Origin of the sequence: Hamadaea sp. NPDC050747 (assembly GCF_040654195.1) — a bacterium.
Lineage (GTDB): Bacteria > Actinomycetota > Actinomycetes > Mycobacteriales > Micromonosporaceae > Hamadaea.
In genome coordinates, this window is sequence record NZ_JBFAHM010000004.1 from 340,905 (window position 1) to 357,687 (window position 16,783).

Here is a 16,783-nt window from a genome sequence, read left to right on the forward strand (position 1 = left end):
GGTGGAGACCTGAGACCTGCGTAACCGTGATCCGCAGCCGAACGGTCAGGGCTTGCGGGCGATCACCACTCCGTTGGCGCCGGGCGCGTTCAGTGGGACGACGCGGACGTCGGCGAAGCCCGTCTCGGTGAGCCAGGTGGCGTACTCCACATCGGAGTAGTTCCGGCCGCCCTCGGTCTCGACGATCATGTTCATCCCCATCAGCGCCGCTTCGGCGGGCCCGGTCCGGTCGGCGTTGAGCAGCAGTTCGGAGATGATGAGGACGCCGTCGGGCGGCAGCGCGGCGTAGCACTTCGCGAGCAGGTCGCGGTTGGTCGCCTCGTCCCAGTCGTGCAGGATCATGCTCAGCAGCAGCACGTCATAACCGGCCGGCAGCGCCGGGTCCGCGCGGAAGTCGCCCGGCACCGTCTCGATGCGGTCGGCCAGTCCGGCCGCCGCGATCTTCCCGGCCGCGATCTCGCACACGTGCGGCAGATCCAGCACCGCGGCCTTGAGGTGGCCGAAGTTCCGGCACAGTTCGATCGGGTACGCCCCGCCGCCGCCACCGACGTCGAGCAGCCGCGAATGCGGCCCGAAGTCGTACGCCGAGGCGAGGGTGCGCGCGGTGAAGATGGAGGTGGAGAACATGGCCTCCCAGAACTCGGCCAGCATCGCCGGATCGCCGGTCTCGAAGGCCGAGCGGTCGGTGTCGGGATCCCAGGTCAGCGGGCGGTCGTCGCGCAGCGCCTCGCCGATGCGATGCCACGGCAGGTAGGTCTTCACGTCGCAGTACCGGACCTGTCCGCCGAAGTAGTAGGGGCGCCCGGCGACGAGGAACTCCTCGGCGATCGCGGAGTTGCGATAGCCGTCGCCGTCCCGGTCGAGCAGGCCGAGCGAGGCGCAGGCGGCCAGCAGCATGTCGGCGGGGCGGTCGGCGAGCCCGAGTTCGTCGCGCAGGTCGGCGACCGTGACGACCCGGCCGCCCGCGATCCGGGTGAACAGGTCCAGCTCGACGGCGACGGCGAGGGTCTTGAAGCTCCAGAAGCCGGTCACGAGCCGCATCAGCGGAGTGGGAGTGATCATCCGGCCATTCTCATGTAGACGGTTTGAGCCCGTCCAGCAGTACGGTGAGAAATGCGTTGATGTGATCGGCCGCTCCGGACCGGGCGACGGCGTACGCGGCCTCGCCGATGACCGCCGTCAGGGTGCCGAGCGGGATGTCGGCGCGTACGCGGCCCGCCTGTTGGGCGCCGGTGAGCATCGTCTCGACGGTGGCGACGAGCTCGCCACGGAGTGCCGTGGTCTCCGGCGCAGCCAAGCCCCGCAGGTTGTCGCCCGCCGCGTGGTGCGCCGCCTGGAACGTCATCAGCTCGCCGAGGAACGTACGCAGCGCCCGATCCGGCCGGTCATCAGCGGCCAGTTCGCGCGCTCGGGCGACCACGGGGCGCAGCAGTCCCGCGACGGCCGCGTCGAGGAGCGCCTCCTTGCCGCCGAACGCGCGCACGACGGTGCCCGCGCCGAGGCCGGCCTTCTTGGCGATCGCCTCGACCGTGAGCGCGGCATCGGGCTCGGCGAGCAGCGCGGTGGCGGCGTCGAGCGCCAGCTGCCGGTTGCGTACGGCGTCGGCCCGGCTCGGAGTTGACATCTGGAACGTCCCTTCCACATAATCTGGAACGAGCATTTCAGTTATCGTACTCGAGGAGTGGCCGTGAACCATCGCATCCTGATCTCGGGCGCGAGCATTGCCGGGCTGACCCTGGCGCACTGGCTGTCCAGACACGGTTTCCAGCCCACCGTCGTCGAGCGGGCGGACCGGCTGCGGGCCGGCGGCAACGGCGTCGACGTACGCGACCAGGCCACCGCCGTCGTGGACCGCATGGGCCTGCTGCCCCAGATTCGGGCGGCCGCCACCGACGTGCACGGCATGAAGTTCGTCGACGCCGACGACCGGGCGGTGGCCCGGATCGACATCCGCGACCCGGGCAGTGTGGAGATCATGCGCGGCGACCTGGTCGCCCTGCTGCACAGCGTGACCGACGTGGAGTACGTCTTCGGCGACCGGATCACGGCGCTGCGCCAGCGCGACGACGGCGTCACCGTCGACCTCGCCCACGGCGGTACGCGCCGGTTCGACTTGGTCGTCGGAGCCGACGGGCTGCACTCGGCGACCCGGCGACTGGCCTTCGGCCCCGAGGCGGACTACCTCCGCTTCAAGGACCATTACTTCGCGTTCGCCGACGCCGACGCGGCGCTCGGCGAGGACCGCTGGGTCACCATGTTCAACACCCCGGGCAAGATGGCCGGACTCTACCGGTCCGGCAACCATCCGCAGGCCAAGGCGTACTTCATCTTCCGGTCCCGGCCCATCGCGGTCGATCACCGCGACGTCGCCGAGCACAAGCGCCTGGTGCGGGAGGCGTTCGGGAAGGATCGCTCGTGGCGGATTCCGGAGCTGCTCGACGCCGCACTCGCCGATCCCGAGTTCTACTTCGACGCACTGAGCCAGGTGAAGATGCCGACGTGGTCGGCGGGCCGGTTCGCGTTGACCGGGGACGCCGCCTGGTGCGCCTCCCCCGCCTCCGGCGCCGGCGCCGAACTGGCGCTGGTCGGGGCGTACAAGCTGGCCGAGGAGCTGGCCGCGGCCGACGGCGACCACCGGATCGCCTTCGACCGGTATCACGCCGCCCACCGGGGGCTGGTCGCGAAGAAGCAGCGGATCGGCGTGAACGTCCGGGTCATGGTGCCTAGGACCGAAGGCGGCCGACGCGTACGCGACTTCGCCGCCCGCCTCCGGTCCTAGGCCACCACTATGGACTTGTGCAGGTGAGAGTGGGAGTGGACGGGCTGCCGTTGGCGAGGAAGCCGAACGTCGTCGACGCTCTAGCCCCGAGATTCCCGTTGTACGACAGGTTCCTCACCGTCACGGCCGAGCCGCCGACCGTGAAGGTGCCGCCCCAAAGCTGGGTGATGGTCTGGCCGGAGCCCAGCGTCCAGCCGACGGTCCAGCCGTTGATCGCCGAGCCTCCGGCAGTGACCGTCACCTCGCCCTGGAAGCCTCCCGGCCAGGAGTTGACCGTCCGGTACGCGGCCGCGCACGCTCCCGTCGGAGGCGGCGAGGATGGCGGGGGCGACGACGGCGGCGGTGAGGACGGTGGAGGCGAAGAAGGCGGCGAGGACGAGGGTGGTGGCGACGTCGGGCTGTCGCTCAGCACCGGAGTCGTCCAGTCCCGCCAGTCCGCCAGGTTCCCCGCTTTCAGGCTGGAGATCCGGAACGTTCCGGCGGCACTGCCCGTCTTCAGCAGATACTTCTGCAGGTTCTGCACCAAGGGCGTACGCCACTCCGACCGCACGGCACAGTGCGTACCGTCCTGAATGTCGGACCAGTAGGTGATGTTCTCGCCCGCGCCGAGGGCCTTGTAGACCTCGGCGCCCGCGAGCGCGGCGACGCTGCCCGAACGGGCGGCGAGCCAGTCGATGCGGGGGTTCTCCATGAGGAACAGCCCACGGGGCGCGACCATCGCCACCATCTCGTGGGTGTCGACCGGCAACGCGGCCGGGTTGCCGGTGTACGAGCCGAACGCGTCGCCGAGCCACGGCTGCTCCGAGTACGCGCTGCTCAGCGGTTGTGCACCGGACTCACCCGGAATCCCGCGGAAGATGGGCGCTCCCCCGCTGCCGGACTCGATCGGCATGGTCAGCGCGATCCGCTGGTCGAACGCGCCGATGACGAACGCGCCCTTGCCGTAGCGGGAGCAGCCGGTGACGCCGAGCCCGTCGGCCCGCAGCACGCTGCCGCCGGACTGCTCGATGACGTCGATGATCCGGCTGACGCCCCAGGCCCAGGCCATCAGAATGCCGGTGCTGCTGGTCGCGCCGTAGACGTTGTAGAACGCGCCCTGCTTGTTGTTCCGGGCGGTGCCCTCCTTGCCGACGGCAAGCGGGTCGTAGTTGATGACCGCGACGCCGCTACTTTGGATGGTCGACGTGTCGGCGCCGAGCCCGCCGACCACGATGACGGCCGGATAAGGCGCGGCGCCGGTGCTGGGCACGCTGACACTCGCCGAGAAGCTCGAGCTGCGGCCGTTGTCGCTGACGTTGACCGTGATGCCCGTACGCGACACCGTGCCGCTGACGCTCGCCGGCTTCGGCGGTTTCGTGCCGTAGACGGTGGCCTCGGCCTGCTTCTTGATCTCCTCGCGGCGGCATCGCCAGTCCGACTTGGACGTGATACGCGTGCCGTCGATCTTCTGGAACGGATCGGGCAGCTTGCTGGTGGACGGTGTGGAGCCGGGCAGAGACACCGCGCAGCCCGAGCCCTCATCCTCGACCGCGGCGGCGAGGGTGAGAGCGGTGGGCGCGGCGTGAGCGACGACGGTGGCCGCCCCAGCGACGACGAGCGCGGCGACCGCCAGGGCGAGGACGGTCGGCCGCACGCTGGAACGGCCCGGGATGTGGATCACTGGGCCTCCCCGATGGATGATCACAGATGGTCGGGCAGAACCAGAGTCGATCGATGAGACCCTCTACGTCAATAGCTTTCCGGAAACTTCCGGTCGTTGGCACGCTTCGCCGGTCTAGTGACGCAGGTGGAGATGGCGATCAGCCCTCGGAAGACTTCCGGAGTTCCCGGGACTTGCCACGAAACTCGGCCACGACCTCGTCGCCGCAGGTGACGGTCACGTCGTAGATGCCACTGCGGCCGTACCGGGTGCGCTCTGCCGCGACGGCGGTCAGCACGTCGCCCAGCTTCGCCGCGCGCACGAAGACGATGTCGCACGCCTCCGCGACCGTCGGAGTCCCGTAGGTGTTGCACGCGAACGCGAACGCCGTGTCCGCCAGCAGGAACACGAACCCGCCGTGACAGATGTCGTGCCCGTTGATCATGTCGCGGGTCACCGTCATCCGCGCCGTCGCCCGGCCCGGCGCGACCTCGTCGACGGTCACTCCCGCGCGCTGCGAGGCGAGATCGCCGGCGTACATCGCGTCGGCGGAACGCCGGGCCAGCTCAAGCGCGTCGTCCAGCTCGTTCACGGTGATCACGGTACCGCCCACCCCACCCCACGCCACGCGTGCGGGGCCTTCGGCGCTTCGGGCAGGTTCCGGCGACTCATTGCCCCGCGTGCGGGGCCTTCGGGACTGCGGGCAGGCTCCGGCGACTCATTGCCCCGCGTGCGGGGCCTTCGGGGCTGCGGGCAGGTTCTGGCGACTACCGGAAGGCCAGGTACCTAACCGGTGCCGGGAAAGGTACCTGGCCTTCCGGAAGTCGGGCCCCAGCCGGAAGCCGCGCCCCCGGAAGTCGCGCTCTCGCGGGAGGCGAGCCGCCGGAAGCCGCGCCGCCGCCGGGAGGCGGGAGTCGGGCCCCAGCCGGAAGCCGCGCCGCCGGAAGTCGCGCCCCAGCCGGAAGCCGCGCCCCCGGAAGTCGCGCCCTCGCGGGAGGCGAGCCGCCGGAAGCCGCGCCGCCGCCGGGAGGCGGGAGTCGGGCGCCAGCCGGAAGCCGCGCCCCAGGAAGTCGCGCCCTCGCGGGAGGCGAGCCGCCGGGAGGCGGGAGGCGGGCCCACCGGAAGGCGAGCCCCGCCAGGAAGCCGAGCGCAGCGCCCGCGAGAGGAGGTCAGTCGCGGCGGGACGGCTCGGCCGACGCCGGGATCGGCGTGAGCGGCTGTACGCCCAGCTCGTCGATCAGCTCGCTCTCCCGGGTCACCAGGTCGGTGGCCGGCTGCGTACGCGGTGAGACCATCGAAGCGGCCGCGCCGAGGATGCCCATGACGATGGCCAGCCAGAAGACGACGACCAGCCCGTCGTGGAACGGCCCGGCGATGAGGTCGGGGAAGAACTGCCGGTCGGTGAGCGTCGCCGCGTTCGCCGGCGGGAGCTGGCCGAGGATCTGCGGCCCGAGCAGTTCCTGGATCGGGTTGTAGCCGAGGAACGCCGCGAACAGGGTGCCCACCGGCGGCAACGACGCGATCGTGTGCGCCGCTTCCGGCGGTACGCCCTGCGCCGTCAGTCCGGAGTCCAGAGTGGACGGCAGCGAACCCGAGAGCCCGGCGACCATCAGGGAGAAGAACACGCCGATCGAGAGCACCATGCCCGCGTTCTGGAAGGTGGCCCGCATGCCGGAGGCGACCCCACGTAGGTGCGCCGGGACGCTCGACATGATCAGCGCCGTGTTCGGGGCGGAGAACAGCCCGCCGCCGAACCCGTTGAGGAAGACCAGTAGCGCGAAGACGCCGTAGTGGAAGTTCGTCGGCACCAATAGCAGTGCGGCGAACGACGCCGACATGAGCAGCAGCCCACCGGCGGCGAACGGGCGCGGGCCGAACCGGTCGGACAGGAACCCGGACAGCGGACCGGCGGCGAGGAACCCGACCGTCAACGGCAGCAGGTAGATGCCCGCCCACAGCGGGGTCTGCTCGTAGTCGTAGCCGTGCAGCGGCAGCCAGATGCCCTGCAACCAGATGATCAGCATGAACTGCAGACCGCCGCGCGCGATCGAGCCCAGCAGGCTGGCCGCGTTGCCGCCCGTGAACGCCGGGATGCGAAACAGCCGCAGCGGGAACATCGGTTCGGCGACCTTGGCCTCGATGACGCCGAACGCCACCAGCAGCAGCGCTCCCCCGGCGAGCCCGGCGACGATCCACGGGTTCGTCCAGCCCATCGAGTGGCCCCCGTACGGCTGGATGCCGTAGGTGATCGCGGCCAGCACCGCGGTCAGCCCGGCGGCGAAGGTGAGGTTGCCCCACCAGTCGATCTTCCCCGGCCGGCGTACGCCGTTGTCCCGCAACGACTTGTAGGCCCAGATCGTGCCGGCGACGCCGATCGGGACGTTGACCCAGAAGATCGAGCGCCAGTTCCACTCCGCGAGGACCCCGCCCAGCACCAGTCCGATGAAGGATCCGGCGATGGCGGCGACGATGTTGATGCCGAGCGCCATGCCCCGCTGGGCGGCCGGGAACGCGTCGGTGATGATGGCGGCCGAGTTCGCCATGAGCATCGCGCCGCCGATCGCCTGCACCACCCGCCAGCCGATCAGCCACAGGGCGCCCTTGCCGCCGGTGAACGGGTCCAGCGAGAGGATCACCGAGGTGGCGGCGAAGATGGCGAAGCCCAGGTTGTAGATGCGTACGCGGCCGTAGATGTCGCCGAGCCGGCCCAGGGTCACCACGAGCACGGCGGTGACGAGCATGTAGCCCATCAGCATCCAGAGCAGGTAGCTGACGTTGCCGGGGAGCAGCGGGTCGAGGTCGACGCCGTTGAAGATGGCGGGCAGCGAGATGAGCACGATCGAGGAGTTGATCGTGGCGATGAGCATGCCGAGGGTCGTGTTCGACAACGCGACCCACTTGTAGCGATCGGTCATGCGATCACCGTCCGGCGGTCGGCGCTCCCGTGACGGAAACTGTGCTGGCCGGTGGCCAGCTCGCGGCTGTTCATTGAGCTTTGCTCTCCGGAGAGGTGACGAGATCGGCGAGGGCGTTCAGGGCGGGGAGGGCGGCCTCGATCGCGGCGGCGTCGCGGGGATCGAGCTGGGCCAGCAGGGCGGCCACTTTGCCGCTGCGGATCGTGCGGTGACGCCTCAGTAAGTCGCGTCCGGCCGCGGTGATCTCGACGAGCACCACCCGGCGGTCGCCGGGATCGGCGGTACGCACGGCGAGCGAGTCCCGTTCGAGCCGAGACACGATCTGCGTCATCGCGGGCTGCGTGACGCCTTCGACGCCGGCCAGTTCGGTGAGCCGCCGAGGTCCCTCGCGGTCGAGGGTCGCCAGCGTCGACGCGACGGACAGGCTGAGGCCGGAGGGGCTGAGCCGGCGCAACGCGGTGAACACCCGCACGACGGTCGTACTCAGATCCGTTTCAGCCGAGACGTTCGGGTCAGCCGGGACGGAGGTGGACCGCATACGGCATTTCTATCACGAGCTTATAGAAGTTCCTAATGCATCCCGCGTACGCCGCCGCTCCAGGTAGCGGCCCGGCCATTGGGCGGCCGTCCCGATGACGGACAACAGCGCGGGGGCGAGCAGCGAGCGTACGACGAAGGCATCGATCAGAATCCCCGCGGACAGTGCGAAGGCCAGCTCTCGGAAGGGCCGCAAGGGCACCAGCGCGAGCAGGCCGAAGCTGAGCGCTAGCGTGAACGCGGCCGTGCGGATCGCGCGCGCCGACTCCGGCAGGGTGATGGCGAGCGCCTCGCGCAGCGGCCGGCGGCGGGCCTCGCGCCAGGCAGGCCCGACGCCGAAGATGTTGTAGTCGGAGCCGAGCGCGACGAGCAGCACCGCCGCGGCGAACGGGACGTAGAAGGTGAGCCCGTCGTTGCCCAGCCAGTCCTCGAAGACTCGTGTCGTCAGGCCCAGCGTGGCGAGGATGGCCAGCACGCTGCAGGCCAGCAGAGCCAGCGGAGCCGTGAGCGCACGCAGGTACAGGACCAGGAACAGCAGGTTCGCCGCCAGCGCGGCCAGGGCGATGCGACCTAGGTCGTGGACGGTTTGGTCCACGATGACGTCCGCGATCGCCGTGTCGCCGCCCAGGCTGAGCCGCGTACCGCCGAGGCCGGCGCGGTCGGCCAGCCCGGGCAGGTCCGCCTGCAGCCGGGTCACCGTCTGCACGGCATGCGCGCCGAGTGGTTCGTCGGACAACACCACCAGGTAGCGGGCCGCGCTGCCGTCCTTCGCCTCGAACAGCGGGCGTACCTGCTCGATCAGGCGATCGTCCGGGCCGACGACCGCGGCCACCCCCGGCTCGTTCGCCAGCGCCTCGCGCAAGCGGGCCAGTTCCGCCGTCTTCCCGGCCACACCCGCGCCCTCCACCAGCACCTCGGTCGGCGACAGGATCCCCTCGGCGAATCCCGCCTCGGCCTGGGCGGCCGCCTGGCGCGCGGGATGGCTCGCCGGCAGTGCCTCCACAAAGGAGACGCCGAGCGTCATGTGCCGCACCGGCAGCGCCGCCCACACCAGTCCGCCGACGCACGCGACCAGCACCACGAACGAGAATCCCGGCCAGGTCAGCACGCGCGCCCACCAGCCGCGCGGCTCGCGTACCGCCACCGGCCGCTGCCGCCCCCGCCACGGCGACCACAAGACCGCACGGCCGAGAATCGCCAGCAACGCCGGCACCAGCGTCACCGCCACCACCATGCCGATGGTCACCGCCACCGCCAGGCCCGGCCCGAACGCGCGGAACGTCGGCGATCCGGCCACGATCAACGCGCCGGTCCCGGCCGCGGCGGTCGCTCCGGCGGTCATGATGATCGGCGAATACCGCGCCGTCGCCAGCCGCGCGGCCGCCACCCGGTCCAGGCCGTCATCAAGGTGTACGCGTAAAGCCGAGACGTAGAACACGACGTAGTCGGTGACCACCCCGAGCAGCAATGCGACCAGCAACGGCTGAGTCTCCTGCGGAACCGCGACGTCGAAGTGCGCCGCGAGCGCGCCGCCCACCCGCAACGTGATCACGATCGCCAGTCCGGCCACCGCCAGCGCCAGCACCGGCGCGACCAGGGAGCGGAACGCGAACGCCACGATGACGAACACCGCCGCGACCGTCGCCACCTCCAGCCAGGTCAACGAGTCCAGCACGATGCGGCCCTGCTCGACGCGGGCGGGCACCGATCCGGTGACGCCGACGACGTGATCCTGCGGCCCGTAGTACTTCTTCACGAACTGGTCGGCCGCCTCGACCTGCTCGGCCAGGCTCACATCGGGCCGCGTGAACAGGTACGTGATGATCGTCGTCCCGTCCTCCCGGGACCCCGGAAGCAGCTTCTTCTCGTTGGTGATCGGCACCGCCGCCAGAATCGGCTGCACATCGGCGTACTGGCCCTCCGACACCGCCTTGGCCCGGGAGACCGCCTTGGCCTGCACGTCGAGCGGCAGCCCCTGCGGATCCCGTTGCACCACCGCAACCCGGCTCAGCAGCGGAAAGCCGAACTTGTCATAGGAGCGCATCTCGGTCTGCACCGCCGGGTTCCCCGCGGAGACGAGCTGGCTCAGATCTTCCCCGCCCGGCCCGACCGCCGGCAGCAACCGCACCGCCGCGACCGCCGCGACCAGCCAGAACGCGACGACCACCCAGCGCAGGGCGACCAAGACCCAGGCGTAGACCTTCATTGCCGCTCCCCTGCCGCTCGCCGCGTTCCGATGTGCGCGGCGGGTACCCCCCGACCGTCCACCGGAAACCCGGTGAGTCGTCCGGAGCGCGGGCATCTAGATTGGAGCGATGCAGCGTACGCCGCCGGAGGAACTGATCGCCGAGGCCGCCCAGAACCCCGGCGGCTACGTCTACGAGATCGACGGAGACCTGATCAGCGACCCCGACGGGTACATTCCGCCGGAGGCGATCCGGGGCGCCTGGGAGGTCGGCGCGGACGGCGTCCTGACCGGCGAGTACGCGCCGAATGAGAAGCACGGGCCGCCCCAGGACGACTTCGCGTACCTGACCGAGGCGGATCACTGGCTCGACTGGCTGGGTGACGACCCCGCCTCCGCCGTACGCGATTCGGTCCTGGAGGTGTTGCGGGAGCAGGTGCCGGAAGCGTCGCTACGCTGGATGAAGATCGTCGCCGAGCCGCGTTTCCTGACCGCTGGACGGCCTACCCCGGACGATCCGGACAAGTTGCTGGTCACGCGGGCGGCGCTGGCCGTGTCGTTCGCGTTGGGCGTCGACTCGCCCGGCGACCGCTACGAGATCTTGTGGGGCGTCTTCAGCGCCGCCGTCGTCGGCCTGGACGAGCCGGTCGGCCGAAGCCGCATCTGGTTCGACCTGTGGACCGACCTCGACGAGGTCGAAGAACAACTGCCGGACCGCATCACCAGCTTCTGACATCCCGTCGGCGCCCCAGGTATGCCGAAGCAGCCCGATTCTCGGCGTCATGCGCCCGCCATTTGCGCAAATGGCCGCATGAGCGCATACCTCGGGTACATGATCACGAAATCGGGCCGGACATCGCATACCCAGGGCGCACATCGACGGGCGGCCGATAAGGACGTTCGGCAGGGAGCATCGCCCGAACCGAGTCAAGGCGGCCGCCTCGGACCAAAGCCCGGATCTCGTGACATTTCGTGGTGATGTCGTCGATGCCGGCGATCCACTCCTCGGTGTAGCGGCGTACGGCGTCGCCGGAGAGGCCGACCTGGATCGCCCGGTGCGGCAGAGGGCGCAGGTGCAGGTCGCGTTCGGGGTCCCACTGGATGCGGACAGGTGCGCGCAGCGACTGCTTCCATTCGTCGCGGTCGCCGTGGAGGTCGCGTTCGTAGCTGCTCAGCGCGCCGTTGGCTAGCGCCCAGTCGAAGCCGTGACGGCGGAGGCGGATGGCCAGTACGCGTTCTTGGCCGGGTTTGTCCGCCCAACCGCAGCGGTACATCATCCAGAGGAAGGACGGCTTGATCCAGGTCATCCGATCACGCTTGAATCCTGGGCCGAATCGCCCGAAACGGGCGGCCGGCTCGGCGATATCGGGGCGATATGCCTGGTAGACCGTGATGGTCTCGTCGTCGTACAGCGCCCGGATCTGACGGGCGGGTATCTCGTTCATAGCGGAATCAAGGTATCGAGCGGAAATTCGGTTGAGCGTCCGAGTTTGGCCGCGATAGCATCCCCCGCCGCAATCGAGGCGAACCCCTCGCAGCGTACGCACGCTGGACAGAGGACGGGCGTGACTGTCGGCTGAATCATCACGGCGAGGGATGGATTTCAGCATGGGCGGATTCACCGAGATCGAAGCAGAGCAGGCGTACCTCGCGAACGCGCGGGGCGCGTTGGACCGGATGCGGCAGGACGTGCTGGACACGGAGACGCCGGAGTTCGTCTCGGGCACCGACGAGGTGTGGTTCAACACGATGTACCGGATGGCCCGCGCGCAGCGCGGCCGGGATCTCCTCGATCTGCCGGACGTCCCGCTGTTCTTCGGGCGGCTCGACTACGACCCGGGCACGGTCTTCGAGGACTCCGGCGGTGGCGAGGACCGCGTCTATGTGGGGCGTCGGCACGTCCGGGACAACGACGGCACGCCGCTGGTCGTGGACTGGCGGGCGCCGGTGGCGATGCCGTTCTATCGTGCGACGCCGAAGGACCGGCTCAGCGTCGTCCGGCGCCGGCGCTACGGTTTCGCTGAAGGTGCGCTGCTCACGGCGTATGAAGACGAGATTCTGGGGAGCGGGACCACCGGGCCGAGCGCGTTGCTGGCCGCGGAGATCGAGCGGCCACGGTCCGGGCCGATGCGCGACATCGTCGCGACCATCCAGCCCGAACAGGACGAGCTGGTCCGCGCGCCGCTGCAGCCGAGCATTTGCGTGCAGGGCGCGCCCGGGACCGGCAAGACCGCGGTGGGCCTGCACCGGCTGGCTTACCTGTTGTACGCGGAGCCGCAGCGCCTCGGCGCGGGCGTGCTGGTGGTCGGGCCGAACCGATCGTTCTTGTCCTACATTCGCCACGTGCTGCCGGCACTGGGCGAGGTCTCGGTCGGGCAGAAGACGATCGACGAGCTGCTGGACCGGCCGTTGTCCGCTGTGGACTCCGCAGAGGCCCTGGTGGTGAAGGGCGACGCGCGGATGGCCGAGGTGCTGCGGCGGGCACTGTGGAGCCATGTCTCGCTGCCCGCCGACGACCTGGTGTACGTCCACGGCTCGACCCGCTATCGCGTCGGCCAGGGCCGGATGTCGCAGATCGTGACCGAGATGCAGACCGTACGCTACGCCGCCGGGCGCGACGGCGCGGCGCAGCGGATCGCCGGGCTGGTCGTGATGCAGATGGAGCGGCGCGGTGCGACGCCGGACGATCGCGAGGTGGCGGCGGTGGCCCGGTCGAAGCCGGTCAAGGCGGTGCTCGACGCGGTGTGGCCGCGCCTGACGCCGGAGCAGGTGCTCTTCCGGCTGCTGTCCGATGCGGATTTCCTCGCCTCCTGCGCGGCGGACCTCCTGTCCCCCGACGAGCAGAAGGCGGTCCTGTGGGCCAAGCCCGGCCGCTCGGTGAAGTCCGCCCGCTGGTCGGCCGCGGACGCGGTGCTGCTCGACGAGCTGGCCGGGTTGATCGATCGCGTGCCGTCGCTGAGCTATCTGATGGTCGACGAGGCGCAGGACCTCAGCCCGATGCAATGCCGGGCGCTCGGACGGCGCTGCGCCAACGGGTCGCTGACCGTTCTGGGCGACATCGCGCAGGGCACCAGCCCGTGGGCGGCCGGTGACTGGCCGTCGCTGCTCGCCCACCTCGGCAAGCCGGACACCGAGGTCTCCGTGCTCGACCGCGGCTTCCGGGTCCCCGCCGCGATCATCGAGTACGCCGCCCGGCTGCTGCCGGCCATCGCGCCTGGGCTGAGCGTGCCCACGTCGGTGCGGCAGACTTCCGGGGCGCTCTCCGTCGACTCCGTCGCGGGCTCCATGGAATCGGCCGTGGTGTCGGCCTGCCGTTCCCGGTTGGCCGCCGAAGGCTCCATCGGTGTGATCGCCGCCGACTCCGACATCGCCGCACTCCACGCCGCACTCACCGCGGAAGGGTTCGACGTCTCACTGGTGGGCGTCGACGAGGACGCCCTGGAGGCTTCACGGGTGGTATGCGTACCGGCCGGGCTGGCCAAAGGGCTCGAGTTCGACTCCGTGATCGTGGTCGAACCCGCCCGGGTCGTCGACGCCGAGGAACGGGGTCTGCAGCGGCTCTACGTCGCGCTGACCCGGGCGGTCAGCTCGCTGCAGGTGCTGCACGCGTCGCCGCTGCCCGCCGCTCTCGCGTGATCATTGCGCCAGCCATGCTGTTTCGGGCAGTGAAATGCCCGAGTTAACAGCATGGCTGACGCAATGATCATGCTCAGTACTGGAAGGCCGAGCGGACCGCGCCACCGGCGATGGCGCACCAGGTGGAGTGGTCGACCTTGCCGTTCGGGTCCAGCCCGTGGAGGCGCTGCATGTCTTGAACGGCCTTCTTGGTGACGTAGTCGAACTCGCCGGTCACGAGGACCTCCGGCCAGCCCTTGCGGTTCAGCATGTACTGCACCGCGCTGACCGGCAGGCCGGTGGCGTCCTTCTCCAGGTCGACGACCAGCGCCTCCCACGTGTCCAAGGTGAAGGTCGCGTCGACGTCGACCGCAATGCCGTTGGCCGCCTGGAACGCGCCGACGGCCGCGACCGTGGCCGCACCGAACGCGCCGTCGATCGGCACGGTGTAGCCGTGGTGGTTGAGCAGGTATTGGCCCACCTGCACGACCGGGCTGTTGACGAAACGCCAGATGTCCGGCCAGCGCCGGGCCGGGATGTCCGCCTTGGCGGTGCCCATGGCCTCGGCGACGCGGCTGCGTACCGAGGGGAAGAGCTTGTAGAACTCGATGCCGGGGCAGTCGGTGAACCGGAAGTCCCAGTGCCCGAAGATGTCCCAGGCGTGCAGCCCGAACCGCTGCGATACTGCGACGCACAGCCGGACGAGTGAGTCCAGCAGGGCGTCCGGCGGCACCTCGGTGACGTAGGTGCCCTCGTTCTCGATGCCGATCGCGTTGCCGTTCTCGCCGGGGCAGTGCGCGGCGACGACCTGGTGGTCACCGGCCTCCAGCCGTTCGAGGCTGCGGTGGCGGCCTTCGAGGACGTAACCGCCCCGGCTGACGGTGAAGTGCTGGCCGGTGTCGGCCCAGCCGTTGCCGTCCATGTGCAGGTTCTGGCAGTCCTGCGCCAGCTTGACGGCCTGCTCCCGGGAGTAGTCGGTGACGTTCGGGAACGCCATGTGGTGCAGGATGATCTTGTTCGTGGTGTTGTTGGTCAGCTGGATCGTGCTGGACGGCGGGCGGGCGCCCCACGAGTCGCAGTCGATGATCCAGGGGAACTCGGTGCTCGGGGCGGCCGACGCGGGCGCGCCGGTGGCCAGCTCGGTGCCGACGACCGCAACTGCGGCCAGGCCCAGGCCGGCGCGCAGGAGCGTACGCCGATCCACTTCGGAGATCGCGTCGGAGATGTCGTGTGCCATGAGGACCTCTTGGGGGCGAGGGTGGCAGATTTCTTCTTCTTGCCACAGGATCACGAAGACTATTTGCGCTCCGCAGTCCCCGCAAGACCCTGGTAGGCGGACACCCCCAGCAGCTTGTCGACGGTGACAAACTTGTAACCCCGCGAGAGCAGACCATCCACCGTCTCGCGTACGGCGACGACGGTTTCGCTCCGGTCTCCGCCGTGGCCGTCGAACCCGTCGTGGAAGATGAGGATCGACCCGGGGCGCGTCTTCGCGATCGCCCGGTGCGCCATGCGTACGCCGGACGGCTGGAACACCTCCAGTGCGTGCCCGAACTCCCCCGCCACCGGGTGCAGATCACGGCGGCGCAGCATCCGCAGAAGCGCCGGATGCCGCCACAGCCACGGCGTACGCGCCAACGCCGGAGTGCACCCGATGACCCGGGTCAGGATCTCCTGGGTCCGCTCGACCTCCCGCTCGTACGCACCCGGCCGCAGATAGGTGCCGAACCGGTGGCTCAGCGAGTGGTTGCCGACCACGTGCCCGGCGGCGATCACGCGCCGGACGACGTCCGGGTGCCGCTCGACGCACTGTCCAACATGGAAGAAGGTGGCCTTGATGCCCCGATCGTCGAGGATGTCGAGAATCTCCGAGGTGTAGGGCTCGTTGGGCCCGTCGTCGAAGGTCAGCGCGACGACCCTGTCCTCGGCCGGCGAACGATGCGGATAGCTCCGCGCCGTCGGCCCGAACGGCGCCATGAACAGCCAGTACGCCGCGCCCCCGAACGCGACGACCAGCAGAGGCGCGGCAAGGACGATCACCGGGTCTCCTGCCCGGCAAGCACCGGTACCGGCATCGGCGCCGTCGCGACGACGGGAACCGCGGCCCGCGCCGAAGCCGAGGCGGCGGGCTGGGCGGGCAAGGTCGCCTGGAAGGAGCCCTGGTCGTGCCGGAACGCCGGAGCCGAGCCGAGCACCCGCCGGCCGGCGATCCGGTTCACGCCGTAGGTCAGCAGGTAGTGCACCGGCAGGCTGACGAACACGTTGTACGCGAGCCCCCGGGTGAACCGCCGCCCCGAGGTGAAGGTGGGGTTGGCGTGGGCGTAGACGACCCGGCCCCGGTTGCGCAGCCGGCGCAGCTGGTCCAGCTCGTCGCCGCCCTGGGTCAGGTTCGTGTCGTAGCCCGTCCAGGCGTCGCGGCGGAACGCGATGTTGGTGGCGCTGGCGTACATGGCCCGGCCGGTCAGCTTGTAGACGCCGTTGACCGCGCCGAACAGCACCCGGCCGTACACGCGGCCCCAGCGCGGGCCGTCGGCGTACTCGCAGGGGCCGACGACGGCGACGACGTCGTCGCCTGCCCGGAACTGCTCGTCGATGCGGCTGAGCCAGTCGCGCCCGTAGACGGTGTCGGCGTCGGCCGAGACGACGATCTCGCCGCGCGCCTCCAGCGTGCCGCGCTGCCGCGCGTTGCAGACACCGGGGACCGGCTCGGACACGACCCGTGCGCCAAGGTCGCGGGCGATCTGAGCGGTGTCGTCCGTGCAGTTGTTGTCGACCACGATGACCTCGACGCCGCCGGAAACGCCCTCGTCGAAGTCCTGCTTCCGCAGCGACAGGAGGGCGTCGGCGAGGTAGCCGGCCTCGTTGAAGCACGGGATGACGACGCTGAACCTGATCTTCTCTGCCATGCGGTTCAGTCTTCGGCCCCGAGCCTGCCTGAACCATCAGGAGCTCCCCCGAGTTCGATCTGGGGTTATCCCCCGTAAGACCCTGCGCTCAGCCCCAAGAAGACCGGCGGTACCCAGGCGAGGGAACCCGGGCGGCGGGGTGAACAACTCACGGGTACCTGAGTATCGGCGCTCATGCCCCGGCCGCCCGGGCTGCCGAGGATGGAG

General features: G+C 70.1%; 14 protein-coding genes. 3 read left to right on the plus strand and 11 right to left on the minus strand.

The window, feature by feature from the left end:
• Positions 1 to 45 precede the first annotated feature (45 nt).
• The gene (locus AB0H43_RS10995; protein WP_359999084.1) at positions 46 to 1,062 is read right to left on the minus strand and encodes a methyltransferase; all 1,017 of its coding nucleotides are present in this window, start codon (positions 1,060 to 1,062) and stop codon (positions 46 to 48) included.
• Positions 1,063 to 1,072: 10 nt separating this feature from the next.
• Entirely contained in the window at positions 1,073 to 1,660 is a 588-nt protein-coding gene (locus AB0H43_RS11000) for a TetR/AcrR family transcriptional regulator (RefSeq protein ID WP_359999085.1), read from the minus strand.
• Positions 1,661 to 1,687: 27 nt separating this feature from the next.
• Between AB0H43_RS11000 and AB0H43_RS11005 the strand changes: the two genes are divergently transcribed.
• Positions 1,688 to 2,779, plus strand: a complete 1,092-nt coding sequence (locus AB0H43_RS11005) for an FAD-dependent monooxygenase (RefSeq protein ID WP_359999086.1) — start codon at positions 1,688 to 1,690, stop codon at positions 2,777 to 2,779.
• A gap of 7 nt (positions 2,780 to 2,786) precedes the next feature.
• Here the strand turns inward: AB0H43_RS11005 and AB0H43_RS11010 are convergent, their stop codons facing one another.
• The 5 genes from AB0H43_RS11010 to AB0H43_RS11030 form a co-directional block, all read right to left on the minus strand.
• On the minus strand, positions 2,787 to 4,439 hold the full coding sequence (locus tag AB0H43_RS11010) for a cellulose-binding domain-containing protein (RefSeq protein WP_359999087.1): 1,653 nt from the start codon (positions 4,437 to 4,439) through the stop codon (positions 2,787 to 2,789).
• Positions 4,440 to 4,578: 139 nt separating this feature from the next.
• Complete coding sequence (gene paaI, locus AB0H43_RS11015) at positions 4,579 to 4,959, minus strand: hydroxyphenylacetyl-CoA thioesterase PaaI (RefSeq protein WP_359999330.1); 381 nt, start codon at positions 4,957 to 4,959, stop codon at positions 4,579 to 4,581.
• 628 nt (positions 4,960 to 5,587) lie between these two features.
• Positions 5,588 to 7,333, minus strand: a complete 1,746-nt coding sequence (locus AB0H43_RS11020) for an MFS transporter (RefSeq protein WP_359999088.1) — start codon at positions 7,331 to 7,333, stop codon at positions 5,588 to 5,590.
• A 70-nt stretch (positions 7,334 to 7,403) separates the two neighbouring features.
• Entirely contained in the window at positions 7,404 to 7,871 is a 468-nt protein-coding gene (locus AB0H43_RS11025) for a MarR family transcriptional regulator (RefSeq protein ID WP_359999089.1), read from the minus strand.
• 12 nt (positions 7,872 to 7,883) lie between these two features.
• A complete protein-coding gene (locus AB0H43_RS11030; RefSeq protein ID WP_359999090.1) occupies positions 7,884 to 10,076 on the minus strand; it encodes an MMPL family transporter in 2,193 nt (730 codons plus the stop codon).
• Positions 10,077 to 10,185: 109 nt separating this feature from the next.
• Between AB0H43_RS11030 and AB0H43_RS11035 the strand changes: the two genes are divergently transcribed.
• A complete protein-coding gene (locus AB0H43_RS11035) occupies positions 10,186 to 10,788 on the plus strand; it encodes a hypothetical protein (RefSeq protein WP_359999091.1) in 603 nt (200 codons plus the stop codon).
• A 103-nt stretch (positions 10,789 to 10,891) separates the two neighbouring features.
• Here the strand turns inward: AB0H43_RS11035 and AB0H43_RS11040 are convergent, their stop codons facing one another.
• On the minus strand, positions 10,892 to 11,500 hold the full coding sequence (locus AB0H43_RS11040) for a DUF4291 domain-containing protein (protein ID WP_359999331.1): 609 nt from the start codon (positions 11,498 to 11,500) through the stop codon (positions 10,892 to 10,894).
• 163 nt (positions 11,501 to 11,663) lie between these two features.
• Here AB0H43_RS11040 and AB0H43_RS11045 point away from each other — a divergent pair, with 163 nt between their 5' ends.
• A complete protein-coding gene (locus AB0H43_RS11045) occupies positions 11,664 to 13,691 on the plus strand; it encodes an AAA family ATPase (protein WP_359999092.1) in 2,028 nt (675 codons plus the stop codon).
• Positions 13,692 to 13,764: 73 nt separating this feature from the next.
• Here the strand turns inward: AB0H43_RS11045 and AB0H43_RS11050 are convergent, their stop codons facing one another.
• Genes AB0H43_RS11050 through AB0H43_RS11060 form a run of 3 tightly spaced genes read right to left on the minus strand, consistent with a single transcriptional unit; the run spans position 13,765 to position 16,576 of the window.
• The gene (locus tag AB0H43_RS11050) at positions 13,765 to 14,907 is read right to left on the minus strand and encodes an N-acetylmuramoyl-L-alanine amidase (protein ID WP_359999093.1); all 1,143 of its coding nucleotides are present in this window, start codon (positions 14,905 to 14,907) and stop codon (positions 13,765 to 13,767) included.
• A gap of 59 nt (positions 14,908 to 14,966) precedes the next feature.
• A complete protein-coding gene (locus tag AB0H43_RS11055; protein ID WP_359999094.1) occupies positions 14,967 to 15,710 on the minus strand; it encodes a polysaccharide deacetylase family protein in 744 nt (247 codons plus the stop codon).
• Positions 15,707 to 16,576 carry a glycosyltransferase family A protein gene (locus AB0H43_RS11060; RefSeq protein WP_359999095.1) on the minus strand — a complete coding sequence of 290 codons (870 nt, stop codon included), beginning with the start codon at positions 16,574 to 16,576 and terminating at the stop codon, positions 15,707 to 15,709. The genes AB0H43_RS11055 and AB0H43_RS11060 overlap by 4 nt, the downstream gene beginning before the upstream one ends.
• Positions 16,577 to 16,783: the final 207 nt, after the last annotated feature.